The organism is Bradyrhizobium sp. CCGB01 (assembly GCF_024199795.1).
Lineage (GTDB): Bacteria > Pseudomonadota > Alphaproteobacteria > Rhizobiales > Xanthobacteraceae > Bradyrhizobium.
Genome location: NZ_JANADK010000001.1, coordinates 6,390,712 through 6,412,900, shown reverse-complemented (window position 1 = coordinate 6,412,900; position 22,189 = coordinate 6,390,712). Strand labels below are relative to the sequence as shown.

Here is a 22,189-nt window from a genome sequence, read left to right as displayed (position 1 = left end):
ATAGGGGCCGGCAATGCATCAAGTTCTTTACTGCCTGACGGATCAGCATGATTGGCGTCTGGTCGCACTCGGCGGAGCGGTGTGTCTGCTCGCCAGCGCAGCGGCGATCAGCCTGTTCCACCGCGCGCGTGCGGCGAACGGGGGAGCCCGCGTATCGTGGGTCGCGCTCGATGCCGTTGTCGCCGGCGGCGGCATCTGGGCAACCCATTTCATCGCGATGCAGGCTTACGGGCCTGGAGCGGGTGGCGCATACAATATTCCGTTGACGATCCTGTCGCTGATCTTCGCGATCGCGGTCACCTTCATCGGGCTGAGCATCTCGGTGTCGGTGACGCGGGGGATCCTGGTTGCGCTTGGTGGCGCCGTCGTCGGTGCCGGCGTTGCCGCCATGCATTACACCGGCATGATGGCGCTCGAGATTCCCGCGCGCATCGGCTGGACGACCGGCACAGTGACGGTCTCGATCGTCCTCGGCATCGTCCTTGGATCGCTTGCCATGGTCGTTGCAGGGCGACGCGACAGCCTTGCTAGCGCGCTCGGCGCGACGGTGCTGCTGACGCTGGCCATCGTCTCACATCATTTCACTGCCATGGGCGCCGTGGAGCTGACGCCGGATCCTGCGGTCGTCATCAGCGGCCTGTCGATCCCGCCGGCTTCATTGTCCATCCTCACCGCCAGCGCCGCCGCCGCGATCATCGCGATCGCGCTCGCGGCGGCTGTGCTCGACCGCCGCGCCAAGGGCGAACTGGGACGCCAGCAGGTCGTGCTGGACACTGCACTCGAGAACATGTCGCAGGGGCTGTGCATGTTCGATGCCGAGGGCAAGATCCAGCTCTTCAACGAGCGCTACGCCGCGATGCTCGGCCGTACCGACATTCTGCTCACCGGCCGCCTGCTCGTCGACGTGCTACGGGAGGAGCAGGCCAAGGGCCAGTGGCAGGGGGATGCGGGCGAATTCTTCGCGCGCCTCGTCGCCGACGCGCGCGAGGGCCGCACGACCAGCCAGGTTGTGACCCGGTTCGGCCGCTCCATCCGCGTCGTCAACCAGCCGATGCAGGGCGGCGGCTGGGTCGCGACCTTCGAGGACATCACCGAATGGCTGGAGGCGCAGGCCAAGATCTCGCACATGGCGCGCCATGACGCGCTGACCAGTCTGCCGAACCGCGTGCTGTTCCACGAGCAGCTCCAGCAGGGCCTGCGCCGGGTGAAGTCGGGCGATCAGATCGCGGTGCTCTGTCTCGATCTCGATCACTTCAAGGACATCAACGACTCGCTCGGCCACCCCATCGGCGATGCGCTGCTCAAAGAGGTCGGCCGCAGGCTGAAGGCCACCGTCGGCGAGAGCGACACCGTGGCGCGGCTCGGAGGCGACGAGTTCGCCGTGGTCCAGATCGGACGGTCGGAGGAAACCGCGGCAAGGTCCCTTGCCGGCCGCCTGGTCGAGGTCATCTCTGCGCCTTACGAGATCGAGGACCACCAGATCGTCATTGGCGTCTCGATCGGCATCTCGCTGTCGCCGCAGGACGGCAGCAATCCCGACGAGCTGTTGAAAAACGCCGACCTCGCGCTGTACCGCGCCAAGGCGGACGGCCGCGGCACCTACCGATTCTTCGAGACCGGCATGGATGCGCGCGCGCAGGCGCGGCGGCTGCTGGAGATGGACCTGCGGGCGGCGGTGCAGCGCGACGAGTTCGAGGCGTACTATCAGCCGATCCGCGACGTCGCCAGCGGTCGCGTCGTCGCCTTCGAGGCGCTGCTGCGCTGGAACCATCCGCAGCGCGGCCTGATCGCCCCCATCAACTTCATTCCGCTGGCCGAGGAGACCGGCCTCATCGTCCAGCTCGGCGAGTTCGTGCTGCGCAGCGCCTGCAGTGACGCCGCCACCTGGCCGGACGATGTCGATGTCGCCGTCAACCTGTCGCCGATGCAGTTCAAGAGCCCGAACCTGATCGCATCCGTGACCGATGCGCTGACAGCCTCCGGGCTCGCGGCACGACGCCTCGAGCTCGAGATCACCGAATCGGTGCTGCTCCAGAACAGCGAGGCCACGCTGACCACCCTGCACGAGCTGCGCGCCATGGGCGTGCGGATCTCGCTCGACGATTTCGGCACCGGCTATTCGTCGCTGAGCTATCTGCGCAGCTTCCCGTTCGACAAGATCAAGATCGACCGCTCCTTCGTGTCGGAGCTTGCGACGCGCGAGGATTCCATGGCGATCATCCGCGCGGTGACCGGCCTCGGGCGCAGCCTCGGCATCGTCACCACGGCGGAAGGCGTCGAGAACGACGCGCAGCTCGAGCTGCTGCGGCGCGAGGGCTGCACCCAGGCGCAGGGCTATTTTTTCAGCAAGCCGCGGCCCGCATCCGATGTCGCGTTGATGCTGGACCGGCCGCGGCTGCGCGCCTCGGCTTGATGTCTAGCCGCGGCGCAGCGCGAAATGCGCGCCGCAGAACGCCATCACGGCGCCAAGGCATAGCGCGGCGAGCCCGGCGAGCACGCCCGAAACGGTCGGGATCGGGCTCGGCGCCGAGGCCGCCTGGCCCGCGCCCGCCAGCAACAGCACGCCGACCGCTATCAGGAACTGCCGCATCCGCTGCGGGATCTGCCCGGAGACGGCGCTCTGCATCAGCGTTGCCGTGAAATAGCCGCCCGAGAAGCCGACCGTGGCAATCAGCCACCACGCGATCGCCGCGCCCGCCGGTATGAATTCATGCGTGTCGGAGTGCCAGAGCCCGCCGAGGTCGAGCCCGTAGCGCGCGCCCAGCATGTGCACCGCGAGCGCAAGCAGCACGCCGGAGATCACGGCGGCGCCGAGAATCAGGCGGCGTGGAAAAAAGGTCGTCTCAGCCATGCCCAACTTGTAGGATGGGCGAGGGCGATCGCGCAAGCCGATCGCAGGCGGGATTGCGCGGACGGGAATTGATTGTCGAGATGCAGGTTTCGGAAGCGCAAGGCCCGTCGGTCACGAGCTACGCCTACAAGGCGTCGCTGATCGGCTCGGCGCATCGTTTCGAGCTGACGGACGAGGGCCTGTCCTGGCACATCGCCGGCCGCTCCGGCCTGTGGCGCTATGACGAGATCTCGGCGATCCGGCTGTCGTTTCGCCCGGTATCGATGCAGCAGCACCGCTTTCGCGCCGATCTCAGCCACACCAAGGGCGGCCGTATCGCGATCCTGTCGACGAGCTGGCAGACCGCGGCGCTGATGGCGCCGCAGGATAACGGTTTTCGCGCGTTCATTCTCGAACTGCATGCACGGATGGCGCAAGCCGGCAGCCGCGCCGAATTGACCGCCGGCCTCGGCCGCAAGACCTATGCGGGGGTGCTGGCGTTTTTGGCGGTGCTGACGGTGGCCATGGCCGGGCTGTTGATCCGCGCGCTCCTGATCGGCGAATTCGCAGGTGCGCTGTTCATCATCGGCTTTGCCGCGCTGTTCGCCTGGCAGGTCGGCGGCTTCGTGCGGCGCAACCAGCCGCAGAGCTACGGTTTTGACCGCGTGCCCAAGGCCTTGCTGCCGTAGGTGCAATCGGCCGCAATCAAACGTGACTTCGCAGCCTTGCGCCGGTGCCGCATCGTGCTGCCATGCCAAGCATGGATTGCAGCACCCGCCGGCTTGCGGCGGATGAGATCGCCGAGATCAACCGCACGCATCTGGTCGATACGCCACTGCGGCCGGCCGATCTGTTGTTCATGTTCGGTACCCGCGAGGACGTCGCACTGCGCGTCGACGTCGCCGCGAAGCTGTGGCGCGAGGGCTTCTTCCGCTGGTCGATTGTCAGTGGCGGCGTGACGCCGGGCTCGGAGCAATCCGAGTGCACCATCATTAAGGCAGCGATGGTTGCCGCGGGCATTCCGCAGGATCTTGTCCTCGAGGAACATCACGCGATGAACACCGGCGAGAACGTGATCTTCTCGCTGCCGATCATTGATGCGGCGCTTGGACTGCAAAACATCCGGAGCGTGATCTGCCTTGGCAACACCTGGACGGCGCGCCGCTACCCGATGACGCTGCACCGGCACTGGCCTCAAGTCGAGAAGATGCTGCTCACCGTCGACAGCTTTGCGATACCGCGCGCGCTCTGGCACACGGATGTCGAGTTTCGCCGCCGGGTCCTGCACGAATGGGACAAGATCGAGCCGTACAAGGCGAGGGGCTTCATCGCGGAATGGCCGGAGGCCTGAGAGGTTCCGCACGTTACTCGGTCGAGTCGAAATCCTCTTCCTTGGTGCCGAGCAGCGACACGAGCGTGCGCAGGCCGGAATCGAGCTGCTCGGGCGAGGGCGGGGCGAGTGCGAGCCGAACCGCGTTCGGTGCATGTCCATGCGCAATCGCAAACGTCGAGGACGGCGTCAGCGCGATGCCGCGCCGTGCTGCTGCGGCGACGAAGGTTTGCGAGCGCCAGTGCGGCGGCAGCGTCAGCCAGAGATGATAGGAGCGCGGGTCGGCCGAGAGCTGGTAGCCCGAGAGCAGCCTTGCCGCGGTCTGCTGCCGGCGTCCGGCGTCGGTCCGCTTCAGCCGCGTCAGCTCGGCGACGGTGCCGTCGGCCATCAGCCGCTGACCGGACGCCAGCGCGTGGCCCGAGGCAATCCAGCCGCCAGTGCGGACCGCGCTCATCACGCTCTCGCGCAGATGCGGCGGCGTGACGAGGATGCCGAGTGCGAGGCCCGGCGCCACCTTCTTGGACAGGCTGTCGATCACGATGCAGCGGTCGGGGCCGAGCGCCGCCAGCGGCGTGTCGTCGGCGAGGAAGCCGTAGACGGCGTCCTCGATGATGGTGAGATCGAGCTTTTCGGCAACGCGCATGATGTCGGCGCGCCGCGTCGCGTTCATGGTGACGCCGAGCGGGTTCTGGATGATGGGCTGGAGGTACAGCGCCGACAGATGCGCCTCGCGATGCGCCTTCTGGATCGCGTCGGGCCGCGCGCCGAATTCATCCATCGGAATTGGCACCAGCGTCACGCCGAGCCGCGCCGCGATGCTCTTGACGTAAGGGTAGGTCAGCGCCTCGACGCCGCAGCGCCCGCCGGTGGGAACGAGAGCGGCGAGCGCGGCTGCGAGCGACTGCTTGCCGTTGGCGGTGAAGACGATCTGCTCGGCCTGCGGCGTAAAATCCTTGCGCGCGAGATAGGCGGCGGCAGCATTGCGGGCGCTCTTGGTGCCGGTGCTGGCCGAGACGCGCAGCGCGGATTCGAGCGCGTCGACGCGCTCCAGTCCCGCAAGACTCTTGGCGATCATCGCCCATTGCTGCGGCAGGAGGGGATAATTGACCTCGAAATCGATGCGCGCGTCGCGCGGCTCGCTCAACGCCTCGACTTCGCGTTTGATGTCGCCGGAGATGAAGGTGCCGCGGCCGACCTCGCCGACCACGAGGCCGCGGCGGAGCAGCTCCGTATAAACCCGGCTCGCGGTCGAGACCGCAATGCCACGGTCGTAGGCAAAATTGCGCTGTGGCGGCAGTCGGTCGCCGGGCCTTAACGTGCCTTTAGTGATATCGGCCGCAATGGCATCGGCAAGCTTCACGTACTCGAACTTGGACATTATTGCACCGAGAGCAATGTTTTACTTGCTCCGAGTAGTGTACTGGAGCATTTAAGTTCCATCAAGTTCCGCGATTGAGCCGAGGTGAGCGAGAGCAATCCGATGGCAAATGAGGTACAGGCGCTGACAGCGTCTGCGCCAACGGCACCTGCTTCGCCGCGCGGAACAGCACGCCGGAGAAGAAGAATGACCACGATCTCGCAAACTGCCGGGCGGAGTTTACGCCCATCCTCATCGGGCGGATTTTTCAGCACGCTCGCCACCGCCGCCCATGCGCTGTTCGACCGCCTGGAGCGCCGCTCCGCCGTCAAGACGCTGAACGAGCTCGACGACCGCGCCTTGCGCGACATCGGGATCACGCGCAGTCAGATCGAGGACGCCGTCTACGGCCAGTTCAAGGCCGAGCTGACGCGATATCTGTGAGTTTGCTCTGTTGCCACGCCCGGCAGATCCGGGCGTGGTGACGTACCGCGCCTCCGCATAATCATTGCAGACACACACCCACGGTGTTTTGCCCGCCGGGCAATGCAACATCTCGTAGCCCGGATGAGCGAAGCGACATCCGGGATTGGTGCGAGTGTGGTCCCGGGTATCGCTTCGCTCACCCGGGCTACGTTGCCGTGATGATCAGGCCAGTGCGACCTGGTCCCAGACGCTGCCATAAGCGCGATCGTCCTCGGACCGGACGGGCTTGCGGCGGGGCCTTGCTGGCGCGCCGCGCTGGCGCCGATGCCGAACGTCCAGGCGTCGCACATGCGCGACGGTGCTGCCGACGAGCAGGGCGATGCGTGCCGCGGTCTGCCTGACGACGAACAGGATCGTCGTGACGCGGCTCAGCACGCCGAGCAGGAACAGCGCCGAGAAGATGTCGATATAGGCGAGGAAGTCGCCGACCAGCATCAGCTCCGGCGGAATCGGGATCCTGTGGTAGTAAGCGAGTACGATGATGGCGACAGGGATGGTGGCGACGATCTTCCGCACCGTCAGCCTGTCCAGCAACGCCGCCAGTTGGACGACCAGCAATTCCCACAACGCATCACCGATCGCGAGCGGGACCTCGTAGGTCCATCGCCGCCACCATTGCTTCATGACATTGCTCCGAGCTTAAAGTGCGATGAGATTGGGCTGCGGCTGCTTCCGCATCGTCATTGCGAGCGCAGCGAAGCAATCCAGAATCTTTCCGCGTCGGCAGTCTGGATTGCTTCGCTGCGCCCGCAATGACGGCAGCACTCAGTGCCTGACCACCAGCACCGAGCACTTGGCGTAGCGCACGACGTGTCCGGCGTTGGAGCCGAGGAAATAGGTGCGCATCGCCGGCCGGTGCGAGGTCATCACGATCAGATCGGCCTTCATGTGCACGGCCTCCTCCAGGATCTCGTGATAGATGCCGCCCTGGCGCACCACGCTGGAGATGCGAGGAGCCTCGATGCCCGATTCGCGCGCGACGATGGCGAGCGCTTCTTCCGAGGTCTGGCGCTGCTGTTCGTCGAAATCGGCCGGGACGTATTCGGCCAGCATCACCGGCGTCATCGGCAGCACGTTGAGCAGGCGCACGGTGCCGCTCCAGGTCTGCGACAGCGTTGCCGCGGTCGCGATCGCCGGCTTTGCCAGATCGGTGTCGGCGAGGTCGATGGGCACGAGGATGGACTTGAACATCTGCGCCTCCAGTCTTCCAGTCAGGAAGTCTTGTGACCAGGCTGGATCAACCGTTCGAGACGGCGCCCGCGCGTCTCAACCCGATCGAAGCAGCTTGGGGCTGACGAACAGCACCAGTTTGCCGCGGCGGTAGGCCACGTCATCCCAATCCTTGACGTCAAAGTCGAAGATCGCAAGCCCCGACGTGGGCAGGTTGTGGGCGAGCGCCTTGGCGCCGGCCGGATCGCCGCCGCCCATCAGCATCAGGGCGGCCTCGTGCATGCCGGGATTATGGGCAACCAGCAGCAACTGCTTCGGGTCGGACGGGGCGGTTGCGGTGCGAATGGATTCCAGGATCTGCGCGGGATCGGCGCCGTAGAGTTCCGGCAGGACCTCGACCTGCGGCGCCGGGACGCGGTCCTTCATCGTCGCCCAGGCGATGTCCCAAGTCTGCCGGGTCCGGACGGCATGCGACACCAGCACGGTTTCGGGGAAGGGGGGATGGGCGGCGATCCAGTCCCCGATCTGCGCGGCATCCTTGTGGCCGCGGTCGTCGAGGCGGCGATCCTGGTCACGGCCGCTCGGCGCGTCCGTCTCGGTCTTGGCGTGACGCAGCAGCATCAAACGGCGCATGGCATTCCCGAATCGTTACATGTCCAGAATAATCTACAGGCGGCGGCTGAGGACAAGGTGACAAGCGCCCGATCGGTCCTTTAAAGCGCGATGAAATCAGAGCGAATCGTCATCGCGCTTTAGGTTGTGAGTTTGAGCACGATCTGTTCGGAAAACCGCTGCACACGTTTCCGGATCATGCTCTAAGAAAACGACATGAGCGAGACTTTCACAAGCGTGTCCCAGGAAGAAGCCGGCTTTCGCGACCGCACGCGGCTGTCGTTCGACCTCGACGCCGACATCTGCGTCATCGGGGCCGGGCTGGCCGGGCTCTCCATCGCGCTGGAGGCAGCCCGGTTAGGGGCCAGCGTCGCAGTGCTCGAGGGCCGCCATGTCGGCTGGAACGCCTCCGGCAACCAGCTCGGCACCGTGATGCCGGGCTTTGCGCTGCCGCTCACCGCGCTGATCGAGCGCATCGGCTTCGAGGACGCGCGCGAATTGTGGACGCTGTCGAAGGAGGGCGCCGAGTTCGTCCGGACCAACGCCACCGAGGCGAACATGCCGGGGATTGCTCCGAGCGATGGCGTGCTGGAGGTCTCCAACGTCGATGGCGGCGACCGGCTGATCAGCCGCCTGCAGATGCTGAACGAGGATTTCGACACGGAGGTCGAGGGCTGGCAGGCCGATCGCGTCCGCGAGGTGCTCAAGACCGACCGTTACTTCCACGGCGTCTACTATCCCCGGGCGTTCCAGGTCGACGGCCGCAAATATGTGCACGGCCTTGCGGCGCTGGCGCGGCGGGCGGGAGCGCGCATCTTCGAGGATACGCCGGTCGTCAGCATCGATCATTCCGGCATCCGCAAGCGCATCGTCACGCCCTCGGCGCGGCTGCGCGCCACCCACATCGTGCTCGCCGGCAACATCCATCTCGGCGCGCCCTTGAGGCGCTTGTCGGAGACGCTGCTGCCGGTCTGGCGCTATGCAGGCATCACCGTGCCGCTCGGCGAGCGCGTGCATGAGATCATCGCCTTCAAGGGATCGGTGATGGATTCCGACGGGGTCGACCATTTCCGTGTCGTCGATGGCGACCGCCTGATGTGGGAAAGCCCCGAGACCACCTGGGCCGCGCGTCCGCAGCGCTTTGCGGGTGCGGTCAGGCGGCGGATCAGATCGATCTTCCCTGAGCTCGGCAATGTCGAGATCACCGACATGTTCGGCGGCGCCACCGGCCAGACCGTGCACGGCATGCCGCAGATCGGCCAGTTGCGCAAAGGCCTGTGGGTGGCGAGCGGGTTCGGCCGCCAGGGCATGAACACCTCGGCCATGGCCGGACAGTTGATCGCGCGCAGCATCCTGTGGGGCGACGAGCGCTGGAAACTGTTCTCGCCGTTCGAGCTGGTCTGGGCCGGGGGCGCCACGGGACGTGTCGCGGGTCAATTGGTGGGAGTCTGGGGCAGGGCAAGTTCCGCCGCCGCAGGCTCGCTCGCCCGCTATCGCGAGCGTGCCCGGATCAAGGACCGGGAACGCGAGGCGCGGCTGGCCGAAGCCAACCGGGCGGCCGGCACCGGTCCGCGCCGTCCGCCGCCCAGTGTCCGGCCGCGGCCGGCCCCTCCGCCGAAACCTGCGGCTGAGGAGCTGGAACCGGCCTCGCAGGGCGACCCTGTCTCGCAATAAGCCCGAGAAAAATTCCGCCCGGAAGTGTAACGTCGGCCGTTAGAGCCCGTATCTCAGGGCGTGGACTCCCCGCGCACGGAGAATGAGATGTTTGACCGCCGCATCCTGTTGACGACTGTCGCCGGCCTGTTCGGCCTTTCGGCCTTCCGCTGGCTGAGAGGAACGCCGGCCGAGGCTGGAGAGAAGGCCGCGGAAAAGTTCGAGATCCAGAAGACGGAGGCCGAGTGGCGCGCCCAGCTCACGCCGCAGCAGTATGAGATCCTGCGCAACCACGGTACCGAGCGGCCCGGCTCCAGCCCGCTGCTCAAGGAGCATCGCAAGGGCACCTTCGCCTGCGCCGGCTGCGACCTGCCGCTGTTTGCGTCCGACACCAAGTTCGAGAGCGGCACGGGTTGGCCGAGCTTCTACCAGCCGATCGAGGGCAATGTCGGCAAGACCGAGGATCGCACCTACGGCATGCTGCGCACCGAAGTGCATTGTCGGCGTTGCGGCGGCCATCTCGGCCATGTCTTCGACGACGGCCCGAAGCCGACCGGATTGCGCTACTGCATCGACGGTTTCGGGCTGGTCTTCCACCCCGCAGCTGCATCGGCAACTTGAGGTTTGGTCCCGGCAATTGTTGCCGGTCCCGGCAATTGTGCCCCGGTCATCGGACCGGGGCTTTTTCATTAAGTCATTGATTTCGTGAGAATACCGGCATTGGCATAGCCCTTGCGACTGTCTCCCCGACTGCGGCCATGCGTTGGCGCCGCCGAGATCGGATCTGGAGACAAAGTTATGGGTATCTTCGATGCAATGAACACCTCGGTGGGTGGCCTGCAGGCGCAGTCCTACGCGCTGCAGAACATTTCCGGCAACATCGCGAACTCATCCACCACCGGTTACAAGGGCATCGGCACCAGCTTCGTCGATCTCATTCCCGACTCCTCGGTGCCGAGCAAGCAGGTCGCCGGCGGCGTGACGGCCAACGCCAAGGCCACGATCACGACGCAGGGCACGATCTCGGGCTCCACCGTCGCCACCAACATGGCGATCACCGGCGACGGCTTCTTCTCGATCCAGAAGGCGACGGGCGTCGTCGACAACGTTCCGGTGTTCAGCGGCGTCACCTACTACACCCGCCGCGGCGACTTCCAGCTCAATGCCAACGGCAATCTGGTCAACGGCGCCGGCTATTATCTGATGGGCACCACGGTCGACCCCAAGACCGGCAACCCGACCGGCAACGTCTCCACCGTCCTGAAATTCCAGAACAACTTCATCCCGGCACAGGCGACCACCTCGATCCAGTACGCCGCGAACCTGCCGTCCCAGCCGAACACGGCGGCGAGCTCGACTGCGGTGAGCGGCTCGCTGCTGGCGGCCGGCGGCCTGAACCCGTCCGATTTCGCCGCCAACCCGCTGATCGTCGGCACGCCGCCGCCGCCCTATACGAATGCGACGATCTCCGGCGCAGCGGCCACCGGCAATCTGCGCTCGGCCTATACGGCAACGACCGCGACTGGTTCGGTGGCGCTGATGGACAGCGCTTCGGCGGTGGCGACTGGCAGCACGTCTCTCGATGCCGCCGTGTCCCCGCATCTCAATACCAGCCTGCTCACCAACCTCGCCGGCAAGTCGTTGACGGTCAACGGCCAAACAATCAACTTCGACAATACCGTCTCGGGCGTTTCGACGGCTGCGGGCCCTCCGGTGGTCACCACGATTGGTCTGCAGTCGCCTACCAGCGCAAAGATGTCGGACGTCCTCAACGCGATCGCGTCTGGAGCCGGCGTTCCCGCCTCCAGCGTGACTCTGACCGCCAGCGGTAACATCCAGATCACAACCAGCACCACAGCCGACGTGACGATCGGCGGCACTGCGGCAAGCTTCCTCGGCATCAGCAGCGTGACGCGCGGCGGTAACGTGCTGTCCACCCCCGCGATTACGAGTGGTACGCAGCTCGGCGGCACCGCGACGCCTGGCGGGCCGGAAGTCCTCTCGACGCCCTTCGTGGTCGGCAACACGATCCAGGTCAACGGCACGGGGCCCGCAAATACGATAACCTTCGTGGCCTCCGGTGCGACCCCTCCGAACCAGATCAACATCACCGACTCCATCGCGACTCTGCTCAACCAGATCGACCAACTCAGCGGCGCGAGCGGTTCTTCGATCAGCAACGGCGTGATCAGCCTGAATACCGGCATCGCCAATCCCACCTTGACGGTGACCAGCAACAACAGCAGCGCCTTCGCGGCGCTCGGCTTCACGTCGTCCATCTCCAAGGACCGCGGCGGTGGCGGCACTGCCGGCACCGGCGGCGTGATCGGCAACGACATCGCCACGTTCACCAAGGAATCGATCAGCGGCGGCGCGGTCACCGCCTACAACGCCGCGGGCACGCCGGTGAACCTGCAGCTGCGTTGGGCCAAGACCGACAGCGCCTCGCTGGGTACCGGCCATTCCGACACCTGGAACCTGTTCTACCAGACCGATCCGAATGCGACGGGCACGACGGTCGGCTGGGTCAATACCGGCCAGGCCTTCACTTTCGCGGCCGACGGCTCGCTGACCTCGCCGAGCGGCTCGGGCATCACGATCAACAATGTCAGCGTCAGCGGCCAGTCGCTCGGCTCGGTCGCCTTCAACATCTCCTCGGGCGGGCTGACGCAATATGCCAGCACCAGCGGCGCGGTGACCATCAACACCATCACGCAGAATGGCTACGCTGCCGGTCAGCTCCGCTCGGTGTCCGTCAACAACAGCGGCCTCGTGGTCGGCACCTTCTCCAATGGCCAGAATCTCAACCTCGCCCAGGTGACGCTGTCGCACTTCAACGGGACCAACTATTTGAAGGCGATGGACGGCGGTGCCTACGCCGCGACCGAACAGTCGGGCACTGCGATCGACGGCGCTTCCGGCAGCATCAGTGGCTCGTCGCTGGAAGGCTCGAACACCGACATCGCCGACGAGTTCACCAAGCTGATCGTGACCCAGCAGGCCTATTCGGCCAACACCAAGGTGATCACGACGGCGAATTCGATGGTGCAGGACCTCCTGAACGTGTTGCGCTGATCGGCGCGTGACGTAACCAAAGGCGGGTAAGTACACATGGGTTTGAGTTCAGCCCTTGCCAGTGCGATGAGCGGTCTGCGTGCCAACCAGGCCGCGCTCTCGATCGTCTCCTCGAACGTCGCGAATTCGCAGACGCCGGGTTACGTCGTCCAGACGGCGAACCAGATCGAGGTTACCACCGGCGACTTCGGCTCGACCGCGATGACGACCGGCGTCAGCCGGGAGCTCGACACCTATGTGCTGAACCAGCTGCGCACCGAGACCGGCGGCAGCGGCTACGCCGACCAGATGGCCAACATCCTGAAGCAGCTTCAGAATGTCTATGGCACGCCCGGCAACGACGGCACGCTCGAAACCGCGCTGAACAATTTCACCTCCGCGCTCCAGGCACTGTCGACCAGCGCAGGCTCGTCGTCGGCGCAGACGGTCGCCCTCGGTGCGGCGCAGGCGCTGGCGCAGCAGCTCAACGTCACCACCAAGGGCATCCAGTCGTTGCGCTCCAACGTCGAGCAGGATCTCGGCACCTCGGCGCAAGCGGCCAACGCGGCGATGAAGCAGGTCGCCGACATCAACACCAAACTTCAGGGACTGTCGGCCAACGACCCCTCGGCCGCGACGCTGATGGACCAGCGCGACCAGGCCATCAACACGCTGTCGAAATATGTCGACGTCCGTGTCACCACCGACGGTTCGAACCAGGCCAACATCTACACCACCACCGGCATCCAGCTGGTCGGCGCCGGCCTTGCCTCGCAGTTCTCCTTCTCGTCGGCCGGCGCGCTGTCGGCGACCTCGCAGTACAATGTCGATCCGGCCAAGTCCGGTGTCGGCGCGTTCAACATCATTCTGCCGAACGGCTCGAAGGTCGATGTCGTCGCCAACAACGTCGTTTCTTCCGGCCAGATCGCGGCCGATTTGAAGCTGCGCGACCAGACGCTGGTGCAGGCGCAGACCCAGATCGACCAGCTCGCCGCCGCGATGTCGAGCGCGCTCTCGGACAAGACCACGGCCGGCAGCACGGTCTCCGGCCCGCCGGCCGGTTTCGACATCGACCTTGCCGGTGCGCAACCGGGCAACACGGTCAACATCACCTACACCGACACGGCCACCAACACCCAGCGCCAGATCACGCTCGTCAACGTGACGGATCCGGCCGCGCTGCCGCTGCAGAACGCCACCAACGCCAACCCGATGAAGATCGGCGTGAACTTCTCCGGGGGCATGGGCGCGATCGCGTCGGCGCTCAACACCGCGCTGTCAGGCGCGCACCTGTCGTTCTCCGCCGCCCCGTCGCCGGCGACGGCGACGACGCTGCGCGTCACCGACGACAACTCCGGCCTTGCCAAGGTCAATTCGTCATCGAGCACCAAGACGATCTCGTCGCTGACCTCGGGCAATCCGCAGCTGCCGCTGTTCACCGACGGCGGGCAGGCGCTCTACACCGGCGCGATCACGGCATCGGGCTCGCAGATGACGGGCCTTGCCGGGCGCATCGCGGTGAATACGCAGCTGGCCAGCGATCCGACCAGGATGTCGGTCTACAACACCTCGCCGGTGACGCCCGCGGGCGACACCACGCGTTCGGACTTTCTCTACTCGCAGCTCACCACGGCGGTGTTCTCCTATACGCCGCAGAGCGGCCTCGGCTCCGCCAGCCAGCCCTTCACCGGGAGCGTCTCGAACTACCTCCAGCAGTTCCTGAGCGTCCAGAGCAATGCCGCGACGCAGGCGACCCAGCTTCAGCAGGGCCAGAGTGTGGTGGTCTCGACGCTTCAGGCCAAGTTCAACTCGACCTCCAGCGTCAATCTGGACTCGGAGATGTCGAACCTGATCCAGCTTCAGAATGCCTACGCCGCCAACGCCCACGTCATGTCGGTGGTGCAGAGCATGATGAACACGTTGATCCAGGCTCAAGTGTAACCAGTACAGGGCTCTGAAACATGTCGATCAGCAGCATCAACTATTCTTCGTCGATTCTCGGCGCGCAGATCCGCAACATCAACCAGCAGCTCACCGACCTGTCGACGCAGCTCTCGACCGGGAAGCTGTCGCAGAACTATTCCGGGATGGGCGCCAACGAGGGCTTCGCGATCGCCGGGCGCGCGCAACTCTCCAACATCGCCGCCTATACCGACACGATCACGAACGTGAACGTCAGCATCAACCTCGCCAACACCGCGCTCCAGTCGCTCACGACGATCCGCAACACGGTGCAGACCGGCTCCGCAAGCACTGCGCAGGATCTCAACGTCAACGGCCAGACCGTCGCGCAGAACACCGCCGCCGCACAGTTCGGCTCGATGGTCGGTGTCCTCAACACGCAGTCGGGCAACCGCTATCTGTTCTCGGGGACGGCGTTCAACACGCAGTCGGTCGCCAATGCCGGCGACATCATCAACGGGACGACCACGCAGGCGGGCTTCAAGACCGTCATGGCGGAGCGCCAGGCCGCCGATCTCGGCGCCAACGGCATGGGGCGTCTGGTGCAGACGTCATTGCCGTCGGGCGCGGTGCAGGTGTCCGAGGACGTTGCCGGATCGCCATTCGGGCTCAAGATCGCGGCGGTCTCCTCGACGCTGACCGGCGCGACGGTCACCGGCCCGAGCGGCTCGCCGGTGTCATTCTCGGTGAATCTCAACGGCACCAATCCGAACAATGGCGACAAGCTCAGCGTCCAGTTCACGCTGCCGGACGGTTCGACCGAGCAGATCGACCTGACCGCGTCGACGGCGACGCCGACGCCGGTCGGGAGCTTTGCGATCGATGCGAGCGTCCCGGTCAACCCGGCCAACACCCAGACCAATCTCAACACCGCGCTGAACACCGCGATCACGAAGCTCGCCAACACCTCGCTGGTGGCGGCTTCCGCGGTCACGGCCGGCGACAATTTCTTCAACACCGCAAGCTCTGCGATCGGCACCCCCGTCAGCAACCAGGCGGCGCCGCCTGTGCCCGTGACCGGCGCGACGGCGCTGTCCGGCACGAACCCCTCGGATTCGATCTCGCCGGGCTTCGCCGCCGGTGACACCATCACCGTCAACGGCACCACGCTGACCTTCGTCAGTTCGGGCGCGACCGGCAACCAGCTCAACGTCGGCGACAGCATCCAGACGCTGATGAGCAAGATCGACCAGATCACGGGAACGTCGAAGCCTTCGACCGTGCATGGCGGTTCGATCACGATCAACACGGACGATGCGGCGAGCCTCAACATCACGACCTCGAACACGGGCGCACTCGGCGCGCTCGGTTTCGGCTCGACGCCGGTCACCGCCACGCAGCCGCCGCTGCGCGTCGGCTCTTCGCCGGCGAGTTCGGCGACGACCCTGGTCAACGGCTCGGCCACTACCGTGAAATGGTACACCGGCAATGACGGGCCCGGCTCGGCGCGCTCGACTGCAGTGGCGCGGGTCGACGATTCGGTCACGGTGCAATATGGCGCGCAGGCCGACGAGGACGCGATCCGCCAGCAGTTGCAGGCGATCGCGGTGTTCGGGACGTTCTCGACCTCGCCGACCGGACAGTATGCGGGCGGGCAGGTCGCCGCGCTGAGCCTGCGCACGACCCAGGCGCTGACCAAGCAGCCGGGCGAGCAGCGCATCGAGGATATCCAGACCGACCTCGCGATGGCTCAGAACACGATGAAGGGCGCAAGCACGCGCCAGACCCAGGCCAAGGCGCAGCTCCAGTCCATCATCGACCAGGCCGAGTCGGCCTCGCCGGACCAGGTCGCCAGCGAGATCCTCGCACTCCAGAACGCGCTTCAGGCGTCCTACCAGACTACCTCGAACCTCGCGCAGCTCTCGCTCGTCAAGTTCCTGTAAGGGGGAGCATTAAGGCGCCGTTAACCATGCCTCTTTACCTCTTGGTGAGGATTTAAGCGGGGGCGGGGGCCGTCAATGTCGGACAAGATGCAGCTGGTGGTGGCCACGCCGTGCTTCGGCGGGCAGGTCTCGAGCATCTATGCGAGCTCGATCTTCGCGCTCCAGCGCGCCGTGCACGGCATGTCCAATCTCGAGCTCAAGGTGCTCCTTCGCGACGGGGACGCGCTGATCACGCGCGCGCGGGCCAATCTGGCCGCGATGTTCCTGGACGACCCAAAGGCGACCCACTTCCTGTTCATCGATGCCGACATCGGCTTCAAGCCCGAGCAGGTGTTCCGCCTGATCGAGTGCGGCGCGGACGTCGTTGCGGGCTGCTATCCGATCAAGCGGGTCAATTGGGACAAGGCGAAGCGGGCCATTGAGACCGGCCGTGCCGACGTCCCGGCGGCCTCGCTCGACTACGTGCTCGAGATCGAGGACCCCGACCGCATCGTGGTGGTCAACGGCTTTACCCGCGTGCGCTACGCCGGCACCGGTTTCCTGATGATCCGTCGCCACGTGCTGGAGGCGATGTGCCGTCACCCGGACTATGCCAATCTGCAGTTCTTCCGCGAGCATTCGCACGACACGCTGGCGGCCAGCCAGAACCGCTTCGCGCTGTTCGAATGCATGATCGATCCCGCGACCGGCACCTATCTCTCCGAGGATTTCGCCTTCTGCAAGCGCTGGACCGATATCGGCGGCGAGATCTGGGCCGATATCCAGAGTTCGCTGGATCACGTCGGGCCGTCGGTGTTCCACGGCGACATCGCCTCGCAATTCGCCGCCGCGCCCCCGGCGGCGGCCGATGCGGCGTGAGCTTGCCGGGATGAGCGCCGGCGCATCCCGACTGTCAGACCCCGAGCGCATGTCTGAAGGCGGCTCGCGCTACCGCCTGCGCGATCTCTTCACGCCACTGGACACGCTGCTCGTCTCCGGCGGAGATCCGCGGCTGGCGCTCGACGCCAGGGATCGCGTCAACGCCTATGGCTGTGCGGCTTCGCCGGAGCCGGAAATCTGGAACTTCGGCTCCTCGACCGCGTCCACGATCTCGCAATTGGCCTATGACCGCGCCGCGCTGGCGCGCGAGGAACTGGTGCACAAATGCCTGTTCGACGAGGTCGAGATCGCCTTCGATGCGCGCTGCGAGGCCATGCGCGAGGAGTTGCGCAGCCATCTCCAGCTCTCGCCGCGCGTCGACGTCGTGTTCTCGCCTTCGGGCACGGACTCCCAGCTCCACGCCCTGTTCCTGGCGCGCGCGGTGCTCGGCGCCTCGCCGGTGACGATCGTGGTCGGCGCCGACCAGACCGGAAGCGGGACAGTCCATACCGCGCGCGGACACCATTTCAGCTCGATGACGGCGAGCGGCTTTACGGTCCGTAAGGACGGCGCGGTCACGGGCCTTGCCGGCGACAGCATCGCGGTGCCGCTGCTCGATGCCGCGTCCGGCATCGCGCTGCGCGCCGATGCGGATGCCGCGGTCATGCGCGCAGTCGAGGACAGCCTCGCGCAAGGCCGACGCGTTCTGTTGCACATCATGGATTCGTCAAAACTCGGCTGGCGCGCGCCGAGTGCTGCCTGCCTCGATGAGATCGCGCGGCGCTGGCCGCGCAAGGTTCAGGTCGTCGTCGATGCCTGTCAGGCGCGGCTCGGCCGTCGCCGGCTGCGTTCCTATCTCGACCGCGGCTACATGGTGCTGATGACCGGCTCGAAATTCTTCGGCGGCCCCGCCTTCAGCGGCGCGCTGCTGGTGCCGAAAGGGCTGTCGCGGTCGCTCGACCGGATCGAGGGGATCGCGCCGGGCTTGTTCGACTATGCCGGCCGCTGCGATTGGCCGATGGCCTGGACCGCGCTGCGCTCGCGCTTCGAGCGCCGGCCGAATTTCGGACAATGGCTGCGCTGGGAGGCGGCGCTCGCGGAGATCGGCACCTACTATGCCGTGCCCGGGGCTTTCCGCAGCAAGGTGCTTGCCGAGCTTTCCGCCGGTATCGCCAGCATGATCGCGCTGTCGCCGTCGCTTCGCGCCGTTCCGGGGGCAATCGAGGAGAGCGCGGCCGACGACGAGGAGTTCGCGCAACGAACCATCTTTCCGTTCACGCTGCTGCGCCATGGCAAGCCGGTCTCGATCGCAGAGACCGGCGCCGTTCATAGGGCGTTGGCACGTGACATGAACGAGGAGATCGGCGGCAGCGCGGCGGACCGGCAGGTCGCCGCGCAGCGCTGCCTGATCGGCCAGCCGGTCCGGCTGGAGCGGCCGAACGAGGCGCCGCAGGCCGTGCTGCGGCTCTGCGTCGGCGCCCGGCTCGTGACCGAGGCCTGGTCGCCGGATATGGCGCAGGCCCAACGCAATGTGCAGCACATCCTCGATCGCATCGCCCATGTCGTGGTGAAAATCGAGCTGCTGCTTGACCGCGGCGCGGCTGCGCCGGGGAAGTTTGTGCTCGAGGTCTAAGATGCTGCATCCTGTTTCCACGCCGAACTATTCCGACCGCATCGGCTTTGCCCAATTAACGCGCCGGGCCTTCGAGGGCGGCGATCTCCATCCGTTGCGCGAGCGCCTCCTGGCGCGGATCGCGGAGGGGACGGCGGAGGCCGGCGAGGGTCTCGATCTGTCGCTGATTGCCCAGCTCCTCGGCGAGAAGGAGGCTGGGCTCGTGATCCAGACCGAGGTGCTGTCCTTTCACCAATTGTTTCGTACGCCTTGCGCGCTCCCGAAACCCCGCCTGCGCGTACTCGCGCTCGCGGCCGATATCGACATGGGCGGCAATACCCCGATCGAGTTCCTGCTCGAAGGCTCCGACATCGAGCTCCTGACACTCTATGTGACCAAGCGGACGGGCCTGCCGGAAACGCTGCCCGATCACGACGTTGCCATCGTGGTCGCCTCCGATTCCGAGGAGTGCCGCGAAGCGCTTGCGCTGATCGAGCGGGCCGCGCCGAACTGGCCGCGGCCGCTGCTCAATCGCCCCGAGTTGATCGGCAATCTCGATCGCGACAAGCTGTATCGGTTGCTGGCAGACATTCCCGGTCTCGACATTCCCGTGACTGCCCACGCGACGCGGACGCAATTGTCGGATCTCGTGCAGGGGCGGATGGCCTGCGCCGACATCACGGGCGAATTGCGTTTTCCGATGATCGTGCGGCCGCGCGGCACGCATGCCGGCGTCGGGCTTGCGAAGATCGACGATGCGCCTGCGCTCGAAGCCTATCTCGCCGAGCGGCAAGAGCAGGACTTCTTCGTCGCGCGCTTCGTCGACTATGCGAACCCCGACGGACTTTACCGCAAATATCGTCTCACCATGGTCGACGGCAAGCCTTACGCCTGCCATATGGCGATCGCCGATCGCTGGGACATCTGGTACCTCAACGCCTATATGGCGTTCAGCGAAGAGAAGCGGGCTGAAGAAGCCACCTTCATGGTCGACTTCGACAACGCTTTCGCCGCGCGTCATCGCAACGCGCTCGACGAGATGAGCAAGCGCGTCGGCCTCGACTATTTCATCGTCGACTGCGCCGAGAACCGGGACGGCGAACTGCTGGTGTTCGAGGCCGACAACACCGCCGTCGTCCACAACATGGATCCGCCTGCCGTGTTTCCCTACAAGCCGCCGCAGATGCGCAAGATCTTTGCCGCGTTCACCGCGATGCTGTCGCGGCACGCAAGAGCGGGCGAGGGGAGTGCAGCATGAACGAGATCATCCGCAACACGCAAAGCTCCGTCACGCAGACCTCGCTCGATCCGCAGGACTGGAGCGAGTTTCGCGCGCTTGCCCATCGCATGCTGGACGAGTCGATCGACAGCATCGCCAACGTTCGTGCGCGTCCGGTGTGGCAGCCGATCCCCGACAGTGCCCGTTCGACAATGAAAGCCGACGTGCCGCGCGAGGCGAGCGATCTTGCCGATGTCTATCGCGAGTTCGCAGAACATGTCGCGCCCTATGCGACCGGCAATGTTCATCCCGGCTTCATGGGCTGGGTGCATGGCGGCGGCACCGCGGTTGGCATGCTCGCGGAAATGCTCGCGGCGGGTCTCAATGCCAATCTCGGCGGACGCGATCACATGCCGATCGAGGTCGAGCGCCAGATCGTTGCATGGATGCGCGACCTGTTCGCTTTCCCTGCGAGTGCAAGCGGGATCTTCGTCACGGGAACGTCGATGGCCAACCTGATGGCCGTGCTGGTGGCGCGCACCGCTGCGCTCGGCACGCTGGCGCGGCAGCACGGCATCGGCAATGACGGCGCGCTGCTGACGGCCTACACGTCGAAGGCCGCGCATGGCTGCGTCTCGCGGGCGATGGACATTGCCGGGCTCGGCACCGATGCGCTGCGCAAGATCGGTGTCGATGCCGATCATCGCATCGACGTTGCGGCGCTGCGCGCGCAAATCGCGATCGATCGCGAGGTCGGCTTCAAGCCGTTCCTGGTGGTGGCATCTGCCGGCACGGTCGATATCGGCGCGATCGACGATCTCAAGGCGATCGCGCAGCTGTGCCGCGAGGAGGGAATCTGGTTTCACGTCGACGGCGCCTTCGGTGCGCTCGCGATCCTCTCGCCCGAGCTCGCGCCAATGCTCGGCGGCATCGAGCTTGCCGATTCCATCGCGCTCGACTTCCACAAATGGGGACAGGTGCCCTACGACGCCGGCTTCCTGCTGGTGCGTGACGGCGAGCAGCACCGGCAGGCCTTTGCGCAGCCGGCAGCTTATCTGAGCCGCGAGGCGAGGGGACTTGCGGCCGGCGCGGTCTGGCCGTGCGATCTCGGTCCCGATCTGTCGCGCGGCTTCCGCGCGCTGAAGACCTGGTTTACGCTGAAGACGTTTGGCACCGACCGGCTGGGCGCGGTGATCGCGCGAAGCTGCGCGCTCGCCAAATATCTGGAGGCGCGCGTGCTGGCCGAGCCGCGGCTGGAATTACTGGCGCCGGTCAATCTCAATATCGTCTGCTTCCGCCACCGTGCTGATGATGCGGTCAATCGCGAAATCGTGGCCGATGTCCAGGAGTCCGGCATCGCGGCGCCGTCGAGCACGACGCTGGACGGCAAGTTCGCGATCCGCGCAGCCATCGTCAATCACCGTACCGATGAGACTGATATCGACGCGCTCGTGGCTGCGGTGCTCGAGTTCGGCGCGCGGCGGAGCGGCAACGGCGTAATCGAAGTCGAGGCACCGCCGCTCGCGACGCAGTGATATCCAAGACCTCAAAACAAAACGCCCCGGACCAGGTCCGGGGCGTTTTCGTTTGAGATGTGCGAAGCGCTCAGGCGGCCGAGCTGACGTCTTCCTTGACGTCCGCCTTGGGATGGGTGGCCTCGAACTGCTCACGCAGCTTGTCTTCATAGGCGATCAGCTTGCGGGCATCCTTCAGCGCCCGGTAGAGGTCGCCGCTCATGATGTGGTTGTTGATGCTCTCGATGATCGGCCAGGCACTCGGCACCGCGGTGACGATGTCGCGCACCAGGTTGAAGTAGGTGCCGTGCTGGCTCTGCGGATCCGGCGAGATATACATCAGCTGGACCGCCAGATAGACGAGCTTGGCCGGCGTATCGGCGGTCTCCGGCGTGAGGATGTCGCGCTCGCGCAGGATCGGCACGTTGTCGCCGTCGATCAGAAGGCGGGCGCGCTGGTCGGTGTTGGTTATCACGCAGTTACCGACGATGATGCGTTCGTGCGGTCTGAGCTCGACCTTGAGGGCCATGCCTGTTCTCCATCAACGCTTTCGTAACCGAGCGTGTGTTGCGGCGGATCAGGGCGCAATACTCCATCAAGACTAGTTAACGAGTTGTGAATCTCGGGCGGTCACGCGGAAAATCTCAAT

General features: G+C 65.7%; 19 protein-coding genes. 13 read left to right on the top strand and 6 right to left on the bottom strand.

Going from position 1 to position 22,189, the window contains the following annotated elements; genetic code table 11:
• The first annotated feature begins 13 nt into the window (after positions 1-13).
• On the top strand, positions 14-2,413 hold the full coding sequence (locus NLM25_RS30020; RefSeq protein ID WP_254139385.1) for an EAL domain-containing protein: 2,400 nt from the start codon (positions 14-16) through the stop codon (positions 2,411-2,413).
• A gap of 3 nt (positions 2,414-2,416) precedes the next feature.
• Here NLM25_RS30020 and NLM25_RS30015 read toward each other — a convergent pair whose 3' ends face one another.
• On the bottom strand, positions 2,417-2,851 hold the full coding sequence (locus tag NLM25_RS30015; protein ID WP_254121307.1) for a hypothetical protein: 435 nt from the start codon (positions 2,849-2,851) through the stop codon (positions 2,417-2,419).
• Between the two features lie 80 nt (positions 2,852-2,931).
• Here NLM25_RS30015 and NLM25_RS30010 point away from each other — a divergent pair, with 80 nt between their 5' ends.
• Entirely contained in the window at positions 2,932-3,519 is a 588-nt protein-coding gene (locus NLM25_RS30010) for a hypothetical protein (protein ID WP_254139384.1), read from the top strand.
• A gap of 62 nt (positions 3,520-3,581) precedes the next feature.
• Entirely contained in the window at positions 3,582-4,181 is a 600-nt protein-coding gene (locus tag NLM25_RS30005; RefSeq protein WP_254139383.1) for a YdcF family protein, read from the top strand.
• Positions 4,182-4,194: 13 nt separating this feature from the next.
• Here NLM25_RS30005 and NLM25_RS30000 read toward each other — a convergent pair whose 3' ends face one another.
• Complete coding sequence (locus NLM25_RS30000; protein ID WP_254121304.1) at positions 4,195-5,538, bottom strand: PLP-dependent aminotransferase family protein; 1,344 nt, start codon at positions 5,536-5,538, stop codon at positions 4,195-4,197.
• A 186-nt stretch (positions 5,539-5,724) separates the two neighbouring features.
• Between NLM25_RS30000 and NLM25_RS29995 the strand changes: the two genes are divergently transcribed.
• Positions 5,725-5,961 (top strand): DUF1127 domain-containing protein, encoded by a 237-nt coding sequence (locus NLM25_RS29995; protein WP_254121303.1) that lies wholly within the window; start codon positions 5,725-5,727, stop codon positions 5,959-5,961.
• Between the two features lie 204 nt (positions 5,962-6,165).
• Here NLM25_RS29995 and NLM25_RS29990 read toward each other — a convergent pair whose 3' ends face one another.
• The 3 genes from NLM25_RS29990 to NLM25_RS29980 all read right to left on the bottom strand — a co-directional run bounded on the left by NLM25_RS29990 (position 6,166) and on the right by NLM25_RS29980 (position 7,806).
• Positions 6,166-6,627 carry a hypothetical protein gene (locus tag NLM25_RS29990; RefSeq protein WP_254139382.1) on the bottom strand — a complete coding sequence of 154 codons (462 nt, stop codon included), beginning with the start codon at positions 6,625-6,627 and terminating at the stop codon, positions 6,166-6,168.
• A 141-nt stretch (positions 6,628-6,768) separates the two neighbouring features.
• Complete coding sequence (locus tag NLM25_RS29985) at positions 6,769-7,194, bottom strand: universal stress protein (RefSeq protein ID WP_254121301.1); 426 nt, start codon at positions 7,192-7,194, stop codon at positions 6,769-6,771.
• Positions 7,195-7,269: 75 nt separating this feature from the next.
• Positions 7,270-7,806, bottom strand: coding sequence for a histidine phosphatase family protein (locus tag NLM25_RS29980; RefSeq protein ID WP_254121300.1), 537 nt, complete (start codon positions 7,804-7,806; stop codon positions 7,270-7,272).
• Positions 7,807-8,001: 195 nt separating this feature from the next.
• Here NLM25_RS29980 and NLM25_RS29975 point away from each other — a divergent pair, with 195 nt between their 5' ends.
• The 9 genes from NLM25_RS29975 (at position 8,002) to NLM25_RS29935 (ending at position 21,561) form a co-directional block, all read left to right on the top strand.
• Positions 8,002-9,459, top strand: coding sequence for an FAD-binding oxidoreductase (locus NLM25_RS29975; protein WP_254139381.1), 1,458 nt, complete (start codon positions 8,002-8,004; stop codon positions 9,457-9,459).
• A gap of 87 nt (positions 9,460-9,546) precedes the next feature.
• Positions 9,547-10,059: a peptide-methionine (R)-S-oxide reductase MsrB gene (msrB, locus tag NLM25_RS29970; protein ID WP_254121298.1), complete on the top strand. Its 513-nt coding sequence runs from the start codon at positions 9,547-9,549 to the stop codon at positions 10,057-10,059.
• A 177-nt stretch (positions 10,060-10,236) separates the two neighbouring features.
• Positions 10,237-12,513, top strand: coding sequence for a flagellar hook-basal body complex protein (locus NLM25_RS29965; RefSeq protein WP_254139380.1), 2,277 nt, complete (start codon positions 10,237-10,239; stop codon positions 12,511-12,513).
• A 36-nt stretch (positions 12,514-12,549) separates the two neighbouring features.
• Positions 12,550-14,433 carry a flagellar hook-associated protein FlgK gene (gene flgK / locus NLM25_RS29960; protein ID WP_254139379.1) on the top strand — a complete coding sequence of 628 codons (1,884 nt, stop codon included), beginning with the start codon at positions 12,550-12,552 and terminating at the stop codon, positions 14,431-14,433.
• 20 nt (positions 14,434-14,453) lie between these two features.
• Positions 14,454-16,337 carry a flagellar protein gene (locus NLM25_RS29955; RefSeq protein ID WP_254139378.1) on the top strand — a complete coding sequence of 628 codons (1,884 nt, stop codon included), beginning with the start codon at positions 14,454-14,456 and terminating at the stop codon, positions 16,335-16,337.
• Between the two features lie 75 nt (positions 16,338-16,412).
• A complete protein-coding gene (locus tag NLM25_RS29950; RefSeq protein WP_254139377.1) occupies positions 16,413-17,195 on the top strand; it encodes a hypothetical protein in 783 nt (260 codons plus the stop codon).
• Complete coding sequence (locus tag NLM25_RS29945) at positions 17,185-18,828, top strand: hypothetical protein (RefSeq protein ID WP_254139376.1); 1,644 nt, start codon at positions 17,185-17,187, stop codon at positions 18,826-18,828. The genes NLM25_RS29950 and NLM25_RS29945 overlap by 11 nt, the downstream gene beginning before the upstream one ends.
• A gap of 1 nt (position 18,829) precedes the next feature.
• Positions 18,830-20,065, top strand: a complete 1,236-nt coding sequence (locus tag NLM25_RS29940) for a RimK family alpha-L-glutamate ligase (protein WP_254139375.1) — start codon at positions 18,830-18,832, stop codon at positions 20,063-20,065.
• Positions 20,062-21,561, top strand: a complete 1,500-nt coding sequence (locus NLM25_RS29935; protein ID WP_254139374.1) for an aspartate aminotransferase family protein — start codon at positions 20,062-20,064, stop codon at positions 21,559-21,561. Before NLM25_RS29940 ends, NLM25_RS29935 begins: the two co-directional genes overlap by 4 nt.
• A 70-nt stretch (positions 21,562-21,631) precedes the next feature.
• Here NLM25_RS29935 and flbT read toward each other — a convergent pair whose 3' ends face one another.
• Positions 21,632-22,069, bottom strand: a complete 438-nt coding sequence (gene flbT, locus NLM25_RS29930) for a flagellar biosynthesis repressor FlbT (RefSeq protein WP_254121290.1) — start codon at positions 22,067-22,069, stop codon at positions 21,632-21,634.
• Positions 22,070-22,189: the final 120 nt, after the last annotated feature.

Excerpts from the sequence above, each read along its gene's own strand:
- NLM25_RS30020 (WP_254139385.1), top strand. The coding sequence starts at position 14 with ATGCATCAAGTTCTTTACTGCCTGACGGATCAGCATGATTGGCGTCTG.
- NLM25_RS30015 (WP_254121307.1), bottom strand. The coding sequence starts at position 2,851 with ATGGCTGAGACGACCTTTTTTCCACGCCGCCTGATTCTCGGCGCCGCC.
- NLM25_RS30010 (WP_254139384.1), top strand. The coding sequence starts at position 2,932 with ATGCAGGTTTCGGAAGCGCAAGGCCCGTCGGTCACGAGCTACGCCTAC.
- NLM25_RS30005 (WP_254139383.1), top strand. The coding sequence starts at position 3,582 with ATGCCAAGCATGGATTGCAGCACCCGCCGGCTTGCGGCGGATGAGATC.
- NLM25_RS30000 (WP_254121304.1), bottom strand. The coding sequence starts at position 5,538 with ATGTCCAAGTTCGAGTACGTGAAGCTTGCCGATGCCATTGCGGCCGAT.
- NLM25_RS29995 (WP_254121303.1), top strand. The coding sequence starts at position 5,725 with ATGACCACGATCTCGCAAACTGCCGGGCGGAGTTTACGCCCATCCTCA.
- NLM25_RS29990 (WP_254139382.1), bottom strand. The coding sequence starts at position 6,627 with ATGAAGCAATGGTGGCGGCGATGGACCTACGAGGTCCCGCTCGCGATC.
- NLM25_RS29985 (WP_254121301.1), bottom strand. The coding sequence starts at position 7,194 with ATGTTCAAGTCCATCCTCGTGCCCATCGACCTCGCCGACACCGATCTG.
- NLM25_RS29980 (WP_254121300.1), bottom strand. The coding sequence starts at position 7,806 with ATGCGCCGTTTGATGCTGCTGCGTCACGCCAAGACCGAGACGGACGCG.
- NLM25_RS29975 (WP_254139381.1), top strand. The coding sequence starts at position 8,002 with ATGAGCGAGACTTTCACAAGCGTGTCCCAGGAAGAAGCCGGCTTTCGC.
- msrB (WP_254121298.1), top strand. The coding sequence starts at position 9,547 with ATGTTTGACCGCCGCATCCTGTTGACGACTGTCGCCGGCCTGTTCGGC.
- NLM25_RS29965 (WP_254139380.1), top strand. The coding sequence starts at position 10,237 with ATGGGTATCTTCGATGCAATGAACACCTCGGTGGGTGGCCTGCAGGCG.
- flgK (WP_254139379.1), top strand. The coding sequence starts at position 12,550 with ATGGGTTTGAGTTCAGCCCTTGCCAGTGCGATGAGCGGTCTGCGTGCC.
- NLM25_RS29955 (WP_254139378.1), top strand. The coding sequence starts at position 14,454 with ATGTCGATCAGCAGCATCAACTATTCTTCGTCGATTCTCGGCGCGCAG.
- NLM25_RS29950 (WP_254139377.1), top strand. The coding sequence starts at position 16,413 with ATGTCGGACAAGATGCAGCTGGTGGTGGCCACGCCGTGCTTCGGCGGG.
- NLM25_RS29945 (WP_254139376.1), top strand. The coding sequence starts at position 17,185 with ATGCGGCGTGAGCTTGCCGGGATGAGCGCCGGCGCATCCCGACTGTCA.
- NLM25_RS29940 (WP_254139375.1), top strand. The coding sequence starts at position 18,830 with ATGCTGCATCCTGTTTCCACGCCGAACTATTCCGACCGCATCGGCTTT.
- NLM25_RS29935 (WP_254139374.1), top strand. The coding sequence starts at position 20,062 with ATGAACGAGATCATCCGCAACACGCAAAGCTCCGTCACGCAGACCTCG.
- flbT (WP_254121290.1), bottom strand. The coding sequence starts at position 22,069 with ATGGCCCTCAAGGTCGAGCTCAGACCGCACGAACGCATCATCGTCGGT.